Source organism: Pseudomonas sp. WS 5146, assembly GCF_012985495.1.
In the GTDB taxonomy this organism is placed as follows: Bacteria; Pseudomonadota; Gammaproteobacteria; order Pseudomonadales; family Pseudomonadaceae; genus Aquipseudomonas; species Aquipseudomonas edaphica.
This window is the reverse complement of record NZ_JAAQWL010000003.1, coordinates 522,209-535,262: the sequence shown is the minus strand read 5'-3', so window position 1 is coordinate 535,262 and position 13,054 is coordinate 522,209. Positions and strand designations below refer to the sequence as shown.

12 protein-coding genes are annotated in these 13,054 nt (G+C 61.0%); 6 read left to right on the top strand and 6 right to left on the bottom strand.

Annotation, left to right across the window (positions count from 1 at the left end; all coding sequences use genetic code 11):
- The first annotated feature begins 37 nt into the window (after positions 1-37).
- A complete protein-coding gene (locus HBO41_RS11290) occupies positions 38-1,063 on the top strand; it encodes a LacI family DNA-binding transcriptional regulator (RefSeq protein ID WP_099549639.1) in 1,026 nt (341 codons plus the stop codon).
- A 33-nt stretch (positions 1,064-1,096) separates the two neighbouring features.
- On the top strand, positions 1,097-2,101 hold the full coding sequence (iolG, locus tag HBO41_RS11285; protein ID WP_099549640.1) for an inositol 2-dehydrogenase: 1,005 nt from the start codon (positions 1,097-1,099) through the stop codon (positions 2,099-2,101).
- Here the strand turns inward: iolG and HBO41_RS11280 are convergent.
- The gene (locus HBO41_RS11280; RefSeq protein WP_169986260.1) at positions 2,098-3,258 is read right to left on the bottom strand and encodes a GGDEF domain-containing protein; all 1,161 of its coding nucleotides are present in this window, start codon (positions 3,256-3,258) and stop codon (positions 2,098-2,100) included. The genes iolG and HBO41_RS11280 overlap by 4 nt on opposite strands.
- Before the next feature lie 110 nt (positions 3,259-3,368).
- Positions 3,369-4,580, bottom strand: coding sequence for an MFS transporter (locus tag HBO41_RS11275; RefSeq protein ID WP_017138958.1), 1,212 nt, complete (start codon positions 4,578-4,580; stop codon positions 3,369-3,371).
- A gap of 97 nt (positions 4,581-4,677) precedes the next feature.
- On the opposite strand from HBO41_RS11275, the gene HBO41_RS11270 reads away from it, so the two are divergent.
- Complete coding sequence (locus HBO41_RS11270; protein WP_065931628.1) at positions 4,678-5,499, top strand: helix-turn-helix domain-containing protein; 822 nt, start codon at positions 4,678-4,680, stop codon at positions 5,497-5,499.
- On the opposite strand, the gene HBO41_RS11265 is transcribed toward HBO41_RS11270, so the two are convergent.
- Together HBO41_RS11265 and HBO41_RS11260 are read right to left on the bottom strand one after the other, a co-directional pair.
- Positions 5,492-6,679 (bottom strand): MFS transporter, encoded by a 1,188-nt coding sequence (locus HBO41_RS11265; protein ID WP_099549641.1) that lies wholly within the window; start codon positions 6,677-6,679, stop codon positions 5,492-5,494. The two genes, HBO41_RS11270 and HBO41_RS11265, sit on opposite strands and share 8 nt — an antisense overlap.
- The gene (locus HBO41_RS11260) at positions 6,679-7,701 is read right to left on the bottom strand and encodes an alpha/beta hydrolase (RefSeq protein ID WP_169986258.1); all 1,023 of its coding nucleotides are present in this window, start codon (positions 7,699-7,701) and stop codon (positions 6,679-6,681) included. Before HBO41_RS11260 ends, HBO41_RS11265 begins: the two co-directional genes overlap by 1 nt.
- 166 nt (positions 7,702-7,867) lie before the next feature.
- Between HBO41_RS11260 and HBO41_RS11255 the strand changes: the two genes are divergently transcribed.
- The gene (locus HBO41_RS11255) at positions 7,868-8,785 is read left to right on the top strand and encodes an AraC family transcriptional regulator (RefSeq protein WP_017138955.1); all 918 of its coding nucleotides are present in this window, start codon (positions 7,868-7,870) and stop codon (positions 8,783-8,785) included.
- Here HBO41_RS11255 and HBO41_RS11250 read toward each other — a convergent pair.
- A complete protein-coding gene (locus HBO41_RS11250) occupies positions 8,760-9,266 on the bottom strand; it encodes a GAF domain-containing protein (protein WP_017138954.1) in 507 nt (168 codons plus the stop codon). The two genes, HBO41_RS11255 and HBO41_RS11250, sit on opposite strands and share 26 nt — an antisense overlap.
- A gap of 52 nt (positions 9,267-9,318) precedes the next feature.
- Positions 9,319-10,821 (bottom strand): glycine betaine/L-proline transporter ProP, encoded by a 1,503-nt coding sequence (gene proP, locus HBO41_RS11245; RefSeq protein ID WP_017138953.1) that lies wholly within the window; start codon positions 10,819-10,821, stop codon positions 9,319-9,321.
- Between the two features lie 153 nt (positions 10,822-10,974).
- Here proP and HBO41_RS11240 point away from each other — a divergent pair, with 153 nt between their 5' ends.
- Together HBO41_RS11240 and HBO41_RS11235 are read left to right on the top strand one after the other, a co-directional pair.
- Positions 10,975-11,505 (top strand): GNAT family N-acetyltransferase, encoded by a 531-nt coding sequence (locus HBO41_RS11240; RefSeq protein WP_017138952.1) that lies wholly within the window; start codon positions 10,975-10,977, stop codon positions 11,503-11,505.
- 143 nt (positions 11,506-11,648) lie between these two features.
- Positions 11,649-13,052: an MFS transporter gene (locus HBO41_RS11235; protein ID WP_099549644.1), complete on the top strand. Its 1,404-nt coding sequence runs from the start codon at positions 11,649-11,651 to the stop codon at positions 13,050-13,052.
- Positions 13,053-13,054: the final 2 nt, after the last annotated feature.

Genomic DNA, 13,054 nt, shown 5'->3' with positions numbered 1-13,054 from the left:
CCCAAAAAAGACCTCAAAAACACCTCAGGCGAACCGCATGCTCGAACGCGCAAAACACTTCTCCATCAAGCAGCTCGCGACCCAGGCCGGCGTGAGCAAAGCCACGGTCGACCGCGTGTTGCACCAGCGCGGTAGCGTGCATGCGCAGACCACCCGGCGCATCGAGCAGGCGCTGGATGAGTTGGAGGCCCAGGAAAAAAACGGTCTGGCGGTGGGGCGCACGTTTCACGTCGATGTGATCATGCACACACCCCAGCGCTTCAGCGCGGCGGTGCAGGCGGCGATCACCGCGCAATTGGGCAGCTTGGCGCCGTTTCGCATCGCGCCGCGTTTTCACCTGTTTGAAGAAATCGAACCCCAGGCCATGCATGACCAATTACTGCGCTGCCTCGACACCGGCAGCCAGGGCGTGGTGCTTAAAGCGGCGGATGAGCCGGCGGTGAATCAGGCCGTCAAGCAGCTGATCGCGGCCGGCATTCCCGTGGTAACCCTGGTCACCGACCTGCCGCAAAGCGAGCGCATCGGTTATGTAGGCATGGACAACCGCACCGCCGGCCAAACCGCGGCCTACCTGATGTCGCGCTGGCTGCCGGCGCAACCCCAGGACGTAGCGGTGGTGATCGGCAGCGAACTGTTCCGTGGCGAAGAAGAGCGCGAGATGGGCTTTCGCGCCTGGCTGCGTGGGCGTGCCCCGCACCTGCGGGTGCTGGATATCAGCGGCGGCTATGGCGTGTACGACCGCACGTTTGAGCGCGTCACCCAGGCCCTCAAGCAACACCCCGAACTCAAGGCGGTGTACAGCGTCGGCGGCGGTAACCGCGCGATTGTCGATGCCTTCACCGCGCTCGAGCGCCCGCTGGAAGTGTTTATCGGCCATGACCTGGACGAAGAAAATCGCCAGCTGCTGCTGGAAGAAAAAGTCGCCGCGATCATCGACCACAACCTGCAGATCGATGCCCGCAGCGTGTTTTTGCACATCCTGCAACACCACCGGCTATGGAAAACCGGGCCGATTGCGCCGTCACAGGTGCAGATCGTGACACCGTTCAACCTGCCGGACTGAAGCTCCCTCAATAACAACGCCAGGAGTTCGACCATGCTACGTATTGCCGTTTTAGGTGCCGGGCGCATCGCCAGGATCCACGCCGCCAACGTCGCCGCTCACCCCAACGCCACGCTGGTGCTGGTGGCCGACCCCTGGCGCGAAGGTGTCGATGCGCTCAGCACACAATTGGGCTGCGAAGCGGCCTATGACTGCGCCGCCGTGCTTGCCCGCCAAGACATTGATGCCGTGGTGATCGGCACGCCCACCGACACCCATATCGACTTGCTGCTGGCAGCGGTGGCCGCAGGCAAGGCGGTACTGTGCGAAAAGCCCATCGACCTGGATATCGCCAAGGCTCGCAGCGCCGCCCAGGCCGTCGAACGCCTGGGCGGCAAGGTGATGCTCGGTTTCAACCGACGTTTTGACCCCGACATGCTGCGTCTGCGCCAGGCGCTGGACGCCGGCCAGATCGGCGCGGTGCGCCAGGTGATCATCACCAGTCGCGACCCCGGCCTGGCGCCGCGTGACTACCTGGAACACTCCGGTGGCATCCTGCGCGACATGACCATCCATGACTTCGACACCGCCCGCCACCTGCTCGGCGAGGAGCCGGTGCAAGTCAGTGCCTTCGCCAGCCGCTTGGTGGACCCGAGCCTGGCCGACATCGACGACTACGACAGTGTGATGGTGCTGCTGCGCACGGCCTCCGGCAAGCAATGCCACATCAACTGCTGTCGCCAGGCGGTGTACGGCTATGACCAGCGCGTGGAAGTGTCCGGCGCCACGGGCGTGCTGCTCACCGACAACCACCGCCCCAGCACGTTGCGCCATTGGAGTGCCGACCACACCGAAGCGCTGGAGCCGTTGCAGCACTTTTTCCTCGAGCGTTACGCGGATGCTTATCGCAATGAGCTAACACAGTTTATTGACGCGCTGAACGCTGGCCGAGAGCTACCGACCAGCGTGCGTGATGGCCTGTATGCCTTGCACCTGGCCGATAGTGCATTGGAGTCGGTGAAGACCGGGCGCAGCGTAGCGGTGCATTACGACCTTTAGCCGAACGTGCCGGTCTGGTCCACCAGACGAATGCTGTCGCGCCCGCCACGCTTGGTTTCGTAGAGCGTGGTGTCGCCTTGTTCGATCAGCGCGGCCAGGCTTGCCGGTGGTTGGTCGAACAGGTTGGCGCCGATGCTCAAGGTCACCGGCGCCGGCGTGGTAAAGGTTTCAGCGGCGACTTGCTGGAACTGTTCACGCAAGCGGCTGCCCAGCTCGACAATCTGCTGGGTCGAGGTGTTGTTCAGTAGAATCAAAAACTCGTCCCCACCCAGGCGCGCAGCTAACGCACTTTGGGGTACGACGCTGCGGATCATCTCGCTGAGGGCGATGAGCAAACGGTCGCCGGCGGTATGGCCGTAGAGGTCGTTGACCCCTTTGAAGTTGTCGATATCGATCAACAGCACGGCGCCTGGCTGGGCCGACGAGACTTGTGCCAACAGGCGTGGCGCTTGAAGGTCAAGGGCGCGACGGTTGAAGAGTGCTGTGAGTGGGTCGCGGGCCGCCAGCCGTGCGATGTGCTGCTCGCGGCGGTAGCGTTCGGAGCCGGTCATCGACAACGCGATCAACATGATCGCCATCGCACCTTCCACCAAGGACACCTGGATAATTTCGCCCTTGAAGGCTGCCAGGTCAATCAGTGTGCCGGGGATCAGCACCGACAATGCCTTGGCCACATAAAACGCGCCGTGAATCAGCAGCACATAGCGCAACTGCACCGCGCCGATGCTCAGGGACTTGCCATGGGGACGCAGCAGAAAGCTGGCGCGCAGGGTCGGCACTGCCACCAGCAGCGACTGCACCGCCAGCATGGCTTTGGACCATGGCAGCTCCACCGGCAGCATCAGCATCCCCAGCCATACCACCAGCATCAACAGCCATAGTGGTGAAAGGCGCGCCTGGGTAAAACGCGCCACGCCGAGCAGGAACAAAAAGTGCGCGGTGACCAGCAAGCCGTTGGCGAACCAGATACCGATCATCAACAGGCCACTGCCGCGTAGCAACGCCAGGGTAGAGCCGACGCTGATAGTCGCAAAACCTGCAGCCCAGAACAGCAGGGAAGGCTCGCGCACGCTGCGCCATTCAATAGCCAGGTACAACGCGGCAGCGGCTGCCAGCGCGATGGTCAGAATCAGAATCGTAGGAGGGTCGAGCGTCATGTCGTGCCGGGCTGCCTGGGTGTACGCTTGAAAATCGGGATTGTAAGCGCACACGCAGGTTTTTCAGAGCATTCCGGCTAATAGCACACGGCCAGCCGATAATCGGCGGGTCAGACGCCTTTGGTCGAGGGCAGCAATATCGTGAGGATGCCCGCCAGTGGCAGGAACGAGCAGATCTTATAAACGTACTCAATGCCATGGTTGTCAGCGAGCAAGCCCAGCAACGCGGCGCCAATGCCGCTGAAGCCGAACATCAGGCCGAAGAAGATACCGGCGATCATCCCCACATTGCCCGGCACCAGTTCCTGGGCGAAGACCACGATGGCCGAGAAGGCCGAGGCGATGATAAAGCCGATCACCACGCTGAGTACGGCGGTCCAGAACAGGTCGACGTAGGGCAGGGCCAGGGTGAAGGGCGCCGCGCCGAGGATCGAGAACCAGATGACTTTCTTGCGCCCGATCTTGTCGCCAATCGGGCCACCGGCGAAGGTGCCCACCGCCACCGCGCCAAGGAACAGGAACAGGTACATCTGCGAACTGGCCACCGACAGCTGGAACTTCTCGATCAGGTAGAACGTGAAGTAGCTGGTCAGGCTGGTCATGTAGAAGTATTTGGAGAACACCAGCAGCGCCAGCACCACCAGGGCAAAGGTCACGCGGCCTTTGGACAGGCCATGAGTGGCCTTGCCGCCTTGCTTGAGCTTGAACAGGTTGAGGTGGTTGCGGTACCAGCGGCTCAGGCCGTACAGCACCAGAATCGCAAACACGGCGAACAGCCCGAACCAGGCGATATGGCTCTGGCCGTAAGGAATGATGATCGCCGCCGCCAGCAATGGGCCGAAGGCGCTGCCGGTGTTGCCGCCGACCTGGAAGGTCGATTGCGCCAGGCCATAACGCCCACCGGAGGCCAGGCGTGCGACGCGCGAGGTTTCCGGGTGAAAGGTCGACGAGCCGACGCCCACCAGGGCCGCCGCCAGCAAAATCGCCGGGAAGGTGCCGACAAACGCCAGCATCAGAATGCCGATCAAGGTGCACACCATGCCGGCCGGCAACAGCCAGGGCTTGGGGTGGCGGTCGGTGTGGTAGCCGATCCAGGGTTGCAGCAGCGAGGCGGTCAATTGGAAGGTCAGGGTGATCAGGCCCACTTGGGTGAAACTCAGTCCGTAGTTGGCCTTGAGCATCGGGTAGATCGAGGGCAGCACGGCCTGGATCAGGTCATTGATCAGGTGGGCCAAGGCGCAGGCGCCGAGGACGCGCATAACCAAGGGGCTCACTTGGGGTGTAGTGGTTGCAGCGGCGGGTGACGCGGTAACGGTCGTCATGCAGGCATTCCATACAGGGCAGCAAACTGAGGTGGCGAGTACTTGAGCCCGGCACCCATTTCTAATTGTTTCGGCGGTTATGCTAAATTCGGTGCCAATGCCTGTCTCACGAAATTCGGGAGGCAACTGTCGCAAAAAGGGCGAAATGATCAAACCACTGAATGAATTTTTGCAGGAAATCGACGCAGGCGACTGGGCTGTCATCAGTTCCGCCACCGATTACCCCGAAAACTGGGTGATCCCCGAGCATAGCCACGAAAAGCACCAGTTACTCTACGCCATCGAGGGCGTGATGGTGGTGCACTCGGCGCACAACCAATGGACGGTGCCGTCCAATCGTGGCTTCTGGATGCCTTGCGGGCAAGTCCACTCGCTGCGCTGTGTCGGCCCGTTGAAAATGCGCAGTGTGTTTGTGCGCCCCGATGCGTTCCCGAACCTGCCGACCGAGACCAAGGCGGTGAGCGTTTCACCGTTGCTCAGTGAGCTGATCAAGGCGTCGGTGAGTTTGAAACCGCCGTATGCCGAGGACTCACGCGATGCGCGGATCATGCACCTGATCCTCGATGAGCTGGCGATTCTGCCGGCCTTGCCGCTGTCGTTGCCGCAGCCCGGCGACCCGCGTATCAACCGGATTTGCCTGGCGCTGCAGCAGGATCCCGGGGATGCGTCGACGGTGGAGGATTGGAGTGGGCGCCTTGAGCTGGACCAGAAGACCATCCAGCGTCTGTTTCGCAAGGAAACCGGGTTGACCTTTGGCCAATGGCGCCAGCAGGCGCGCTTGCTGCTGGCGCTGGAGCGGATTGCGGTGGGGCAGAAGATTATCGATGTTGCCATCGAACTGGGCTACGAGAGCCCGAGCGCCTTTACCAGCATGTTCAAGAAACAGTTTGGCAAGACGCCGAGTCAGTTTTTCAGGTAGGGCGGCTGGCCATCAACCCCGGCGCTGAGTGCCGCGCGGCCAGGCCTGCCAGCAGCGCAGCTACCCCCAGCGTGGCTGCGCTCAGTTCAAAGGTGGCCTGATAACCGCTGTGGTCGAACGCCACGCCACCGACAGTGGCACCGGCAGTAATCGCCAATTGAATGATTGCCACCATTAATCCACCGCCGGCCTCGGCATCGTCCGGCAACACGTGCGCCAGCCAGGTCCACCAACCCACCGGCGCGGCGGTAGCCACGAAACCCCAGCAACCGAGTAACACGGCTGTGGTGATCGGCGAGCCGCCGAAGGCCACCAGGGCCACGGCGATCAACGCCATGATCAATGGAATGGCAATCAGCACAGGATACAGGCGGTTTTTCAGCACGCGCTCTATCAGCACAGTGCCCGCCAGCCCGGCCAGGCCGAGCACCAACAACAGCAACGAGAGTGTGGAGGTGCTGACCCGCGTGGCGCTTTCCAGAAACGGACGCAGGTAAGTGAACAGCATGAACTGGCCCATGAAAAAGCCGCTGATGGCGAGCATGCCCAGGGCCACAGGCGTCTGTTTGAACAAGCGCAGCACGTTGCCAGTCTTGGCCTGGCCTTGCACCTTGATCGCGGGCAAGCTGAACAGCAGCCATAGGCCAGCCGCTACCGCCACCGGCACGACGCAGAAAAATGCGCCACGCCAACCGATCAGTGCGCCGAGAAAACTGCCCAAGGGCGCCGCGATCACCGTCGCCAGTGCGTTGCCGCCATTCACGATCGCCAACGCGCGCGGTACTTGGGCCGTGGGCACCAGGCGCATGGCGGTCGCCGCCGACAGCGACCAGAAACCGCCGATGGCCACGCCGATCAGCGCGCGACCGAGCATGAACGTCAGGTAGTTCGGCGCCAGCGCCACCACGGTTCCAGACAGGATCATCAGGACGGTCAACGCCAACAGCAGACGCTTGCGCTCAACCCGCGCAGCGACGGCAGCGATGACCAGGCTGGTGAGCAAGGCGAGCAGACCGGACACCGAGATGCCTTGGCCGGCCTGGCCTTCGGAAATCTGCAGGTCGGCGGCCAACGGCGTCAGCAGGCTTACCGGCATGAACTCAGAGGCCACCAGTGCGAACGCCGCCAACGACATCGCAAACACCGCAGCCCAGCTATGCATCTGTGATTTATCGGGCATTATTTCAAGTGGCCTTTGAAGAAAGTGGCGAGTCTGTCGAAAGGGATCAGATCGACCCGGTCGTAAAGATCGACATGGCCTGCGCCCGGGATAATCAGCAGTTCCTTGGGCTCGGCCGCGCGTTGGTAGGCGTCTTCACTGAATTCACGTGAGTGCGCGTCGGCGCCGGCGATCAATAACAGCGGGCGAGGGGATAGCGTCTCGATATCGTTGAAGGGGTAGAAGTTCAGGAACTTCACATTACTGGTCAGGGTCGGCCGCGTGGTGGTTTGCGGTGAGCCGCCGACGGGTGTGAATTCGCCGCGCGCCGTACGGTAGAAATCGTAAAACTCATCACCCACCGCATCGCCGGTGAGGGTGGCTGGCGTGCCGCCGGTGTAGACGGTCTCGCCGCCCTGGAATTCCACATAGCGCTGGTTGGCGGCCTGGCGCAGCAGTTGCTGACGTTGCGCCAGCGTCACGCTATGTTTGAGGCCATTGCGGTTGGCCGCACCCATGTCGTACATGCTCACGGTAGCGATTGCCTTAAAGCGTGGGTCAATCTTCGCGGCGGCAATGGCGAAGCTGCCACTGCCGCAAATACCGATCACACCGATGCGCTCGCGATCAACTTGCGGGCGGGTACCGAGGAAATCCACGGCAGCGCTGAAGTCCTCGACGTAGAGGTCGGGCAGCACCGCATTGCGTGGTGAGCCTGCGCTATCGCCCCAGAATGACAAGTCCAGAGACAAGGTGACGAAGCCTTGTTCGGCCATTTTGGTGGCGTAGAGGTCTGCGCTCTGCTCTTTGACGGCGCCCATCGGGTGCCCAACCACAAGGGCTGGGTTTTTTGCGCCGGGGGCGAGGTTTTTCGGCATGAACAAATGGCCCGCCACCGCCATGCCGTATTGGTTGTTGAAGGTGACCTTTTGCACCGTCACTTTGTCGCTTTTGTAGAAGTTGTCAGCACCGTTGGACATATCGGCTCCCAATGAAGAAAAAGACGTCAGCAGCACGCTCAGGGCGAGCAAAAGGCTTTTCATGGCGTGATCCCGGATAAGGTTGGTCCGCGCATTTTCCCGGCATGGACCGGCGTTCTGTAGTGCGTTCCAGTGGATTACTTGCCTGATCCTCTGAGTCTTGTGGGTTGTCGGTGACACTTGCTTGGTGTGCGCGGTACAGTTCGGTCACGCGTTAAAAGAGCCTTTTATGACGATTAATCCATTGCCCCTGGACGCCTTGATCCAGGCGATCAACGCGCAGGTCACGGCGCCCGGCGATTACCCCATGCCAGTCCCGGGCCTGGGCTTTTATCGGCGTGAGCAGCCGGCAGCGCCGGTGGTGTGCATGGTCGAGCCGTGCGTCGTGCTGGTCGCCCAGGGTGAAAAACAACTGTGGGTCGGCGGTGAAGGCTACCCCTATGACCCGACGCGGTTTCTGCTGACGTCTTTGGATATCCCGGCCAACTCCGAAGTGCTGGTTGCCAGCCCGACCCGGCCCTGCCTGGGCCTGACCTACAAACTGGACCTGCGCATCCTCGCCGAGCTGATCGCCCAGAGTGAGTTGCCGCCCACTCGGGAGCGGGCAGTGATGAAAGGGGTGGGAATCGGCACGGTCACCGAAGGCATGCTGGCAGCGTTCGCACGCTTGGTCGCTTTGCTGGACGAACCCGAGGCGATCCCGGTACTCGCGCCGTTGATTCAGCGTGAAATCCATTACCGGCTGTTAAAGACCGACCAGGCCGGGCGCCTGCGCAGGATCTGCGCCGTTGACGGGCAGGGCTATCGGATCGCCAAGGCGATCGATTGGCTGAAGCTCAATTACACCGCGCCGTTGCGGGTGGAGGAATTGGCTGCGCGGGTGCAGATGAGCGCTGCCACCTTTCATCATCACTTTCGTCACCTGACCGCGATGAGCCCTTTGCAGTATCAGAAATGGCTGCGCTTGAATGAAGCGCGGCGCTTGATGCTCAACGAACATCAAGACGTGTCCAGTGCGGCGTTCAAGGTGGGTTATGAAAGCCCGTCACAGTTCAGTCGCGAGTACAGCCGGCTGTTCGGTGTGCCGCCCAAGCGCGACATGGCCGCCTTGCGCGGCAAGCTCACTGATCAACCGAGCTCAAGTTAGCGAAAAAAATACAGCCGATCAGCCGCGCAAACAGGCTCAGGGTTTCCGGCAGGTTGGGGTCTTCAAACAGCATCGCGCGCGAATCCAGCGCGCACAATGCGCCGAACAGGCGCCCATCAGGCAGGAATATCGGCGCACCGGCGTAGCTTTCGATGGCGAACTGCTTGACCACCGGGCGCGCGGCGAAGCGGCCGTTGTGGCTGATCTGCGGGATGAACAGGGTCTGCGGGTTGATGCAGAACTCACTGCACAGTGTGGTTTCGAGGTCGAGCACGTCGTCGACATGAATGCCCATATCGGCCGTGTCGTGCACCGAGCAGACGACCCACTCAAGGTCAGTGAATTTGGCGATGCCGGCAAAGCGCATGCCGGTCAGGCGGGTAACCAGTTGCAGGATGCTGGTGGTGGCTTCTATTTCGGCGATGGCAGCGCGTTCGTCGGCGCTGAGTAGCGAGTGTGCTGCGGTGACGCTTGGAACCATGTTCAGGCACTCCAAAGGCATGGCGGCAGGGGCCGCCACACCAGGTCAGTAGTCAGTTGATGCGTGGGTGCTGCTGCACCAGGTTCTGGCGCTTGGCTTCCAGTTCGGCAATCTGAGTGTCGATGTCTTCGATCTTCTGCTCGATATTGTCGTGGTGCTCTTGCAGTATTTCCTTGGCTTCTGCCATGTCCGAGGCCGCAGGCGCGGCGCCGCGCAGTGGCTTGTTGGCGGTTTCCTTCATGGTCAGGCCCGTGATCAAGCCGACCACGGCAAACACCATCAGGTAGTAGGCGGGCATGAACAGGTCGTTGGTGCTTTCCACCAGCCACGCCACGGCGGTGGGGGTGACACCGGCGATCAATACCGAGACGTTGAACGCACTGGCCAGCGCGCTGTAGCGCAGGTGCGTGGGGAACATCGCCGGCAGGGTCGAGGCCATCACGCCGATAAAGAAGTTGAGGACCACCGCCAGGATCAGCAGGCCGGCGAAGATCAGGCCGATCTTGCCGCTGGTGATCAGCATGAACGCCGGAATGGACAGGAACAGCAGGCCCACGCTGCCGGCGATGATGAAGGGTTTTCGGCCGATCTTGTCACTCACAAAACCAATGAACGGTTGCACGAACAGCATGCCGACCATGATCGCGATGATGATCAGTACGCCGCTGTTTTCTTTGTAATGCAGGTTGTGCGACAGGTAGCTGGGCATATACGTGAGCAGCATGTAGTACGTCACGTTGGTGGCCGCGACGATACCGATGCAGGTCAGCAGGCTGCGCCAATGCTGGGTCGCGACTTCCTTGAACGAGACTTTGGGGCCGTGGGTCAGGCCCTGGCGGTCGCCTTGTTCGAGTTTGTCCATGTGCTGCTGGAAGGCCGGGGTTTCTTCCAGCGCGTGACGCAGGTACAGGCCGATGATGCCCAGGGGCAGGGCGAGGAAGAACGGCAGGCGCCAGCCCCAGGCCTCGAAGTCGGCTTCACCGAGGATCGTCGAGATCAGTACCACGACGCCGGCACCGAGCACAAAACCGGCGATGGAGCCGAAGTCCAGCCAGCTGCCAAGGAACCCGCGTTTACGGTCCGGTGCATATTCGGCGACAAAGATCGAGGCGCCGGTGTATTCACCGCCCACCGAGAAGCCCTGGGCCATTTTGCACAACAGCAGCAGGATCGGCGCCCAGATGCCTATCGAGGCGTAGCCGGGGATCAGGCCGATGGCGAAGGTGCTCAGGGACATGATCACGATGGTGGCGGCCAATACTTTCTGCCGCCCGTATTTGTCACCCAGGGCACCGAAGAACAGGCCGCCCAGCGGGCGAATCAGGAAGGGCACGGAGAAGGTGCCCAAGGCAGCGATCATTTGTACGCTGGGCGAGGCGTCGGGGAAGAACACCTTGCCGAGCACATAGGCGACGAACCCGTAGACACCAAAGTCGAACCACTCCATGGCGTTACCCAGTGCGGCGGCGGTGATCGCCTTGCGCACCTTGGTATCGTCGACGATGGTGATGTCTTTCAAACCGATGGGTTTGACGCTTTTCTTACGTAATTTCATGCGGGTCACTCTAAAACTGAACAGGGGAGGTGCCATCGTTGCGATGGCACCGCTCTGTCAGTTCAGATACAAGCCGACATGAAATAATTCACCTCTATTTGCGTTTTTTTGCTGATGCGTTGAACTTCATGGCATCAACAAGGAATTATGCGCATGCCTGACACCCTCTCACGCCTGATCTACCGCAAGCCCGAAGCCAACGATGTGCAGCGATTGTTCGCGATCTTCGGCGACCCGCAGACAAATATGTTCAACCCTGCAGGGCCGATGGCCAGCCTGGAGCACGCCCAGCGTGTGCTCAACCATTGGCTCGAACAGTGGGCCGCCCAGGGTTATGGCTGGTGGGCGATCGCCCGTAAGGAGCAGCCTGGGCACCTCATTGGCTTTGGCGGCATAGCGCCGCTTAATTACCTGACCGAGCGGCGCATCAACCTGGGTTATCGCTTCGCCGTGGAGGCGTGGGGGCAGGGCTACGCCACTGAGCTGGGTCGGGATGCGCTGGCGCTGGCCTTCCAAACACTGAATCTGCCGGAGGTTTTCGGTCTGGTGCGACCCGATCATGCGGCTTCGATCCGTGTGTTGGAAAAGCTAGGCATGCAGCCCTACGGCCTGCTCGACGATGTACCGGGCAAGGCGCCTAGCCGGGTGTTTCGCGTTTGTCATCCTACAACCGCTTTGAACTGATTGTTTATACGCCCAAGTAATACCTGAAGAAACGGCAATCTTTCAGATTGACACCGCCAAGGCGCCCGGCTATAAAAGTCGCAGTTGTACGACGACATATGACGTTACATATGTCCTATCTAACAAAAATAAAAAGTGATGCCATGAATTTGAATGAGCCCATCAACGCCCACCGCGTCGGCCAGGCAGTCGGCAACTATCGCTGGACCATCTGCGCGATGTTGTTCTTTGCCACCACCGTCAATTACCTCGACCGCCAGGTGCTCAGCCTCTTGGCGCCGCAACTGTCGACGCAATTTGGCTGGAGCAACACCGATTACGCCAACATCGCTGCGGTGTTCCAGTTCGTTTATGCGATTGCCATGCTGTTTGCCGGGCGGTTTGTCGACAAGATCGGCACCAAGGCGGCCTATGTGGTGGCGATTGCCATCTGGTCCACCGGCGCGATCATGCATGCGTTCTCGGTGCCGATGGGCGCGGGGATTGCCTCGCTCAGCGCCGCCATCGGCCTGGCGGTGATTCCGGTATCGATTGCTGGCTTTATGCTCTCCCGCGCCGTGCTGGCGATTGGCGAGGCGGGCAACTTCCCCATCGCGATCAAGGCTACTGCGGAATATTTCCCGAAAAAAGAACGCTCCCTGGCCACCGGCATCTTCAACTCCGGCGCCAACGTGGGTGCAATCCTCGCGCCGATCTGTGTGCCGCTGATTGCCGGCATGTGGGGCTGGGAAGCCGCGTTTATCGTGATCGGCATGCTCGGGTTTGTGTGGGTGGCGGTGTGGTCGATGCTCTATGAGAAACCGGAGCAGCAAAAGCGCTTGTCCGCCGAAGAACTGGCCTACATCCGCAGTGACCAGACCGTACAGCCTTTCGCGCCTGAGCCTGTGGGGGCGACGCCGAAAAAAGTCTCGTGGTTCAAGCTGCTGACCTACCGCCAGACCTGGGCGTTCGCCTTCGGCAAGTTCATGACCGACGGCGTGTGGTGGTTTTTCCTGTTCTGGCTGCCCACGTACCTGTCGGCGCAATACAACATGAAAGGCGCGGATATCGTGATGCCGTTGGCCGTGCTGTACAGCATGACCATGGTCGGCAGTATCGGCGGCGGCTGGTTCCCCAGCTACTTTATGGCGCGCGGTGATGCCCCGTATGACGGCCGCATGAAAGCCATGCTGGTGATCGCGCTGTTCCCTCTGGTGGTGCTGTTGGCGCAACCGTTCGGTTACCTGAGCTTCTGGGTGCCGGTGTTGTTGATCGGCGTGGGCGCCTCGGCGCACCAGGCGTGGTCGTGCAATATCTTCACCACCGTGTCGGATATGTTCCCGCAAAAAACCGTGGCGTCGGTGGTCGGCATCGGCGGTATGGCGGGCGGCCTGGGCGGTGTAGTGATGACCAAGATCGGTGGCTGGGTGTTCGACTACTACAAGTCCATCAACGACATTCACACCGGCTATATGATCATGTTTGCGATCTGTGCCCTGGCCTACCTCGTGGCGTGGAGCGTGATGAAAGCGCTGGTGCCGCGGCATAAGGAAATCACTGACCTGTAAAC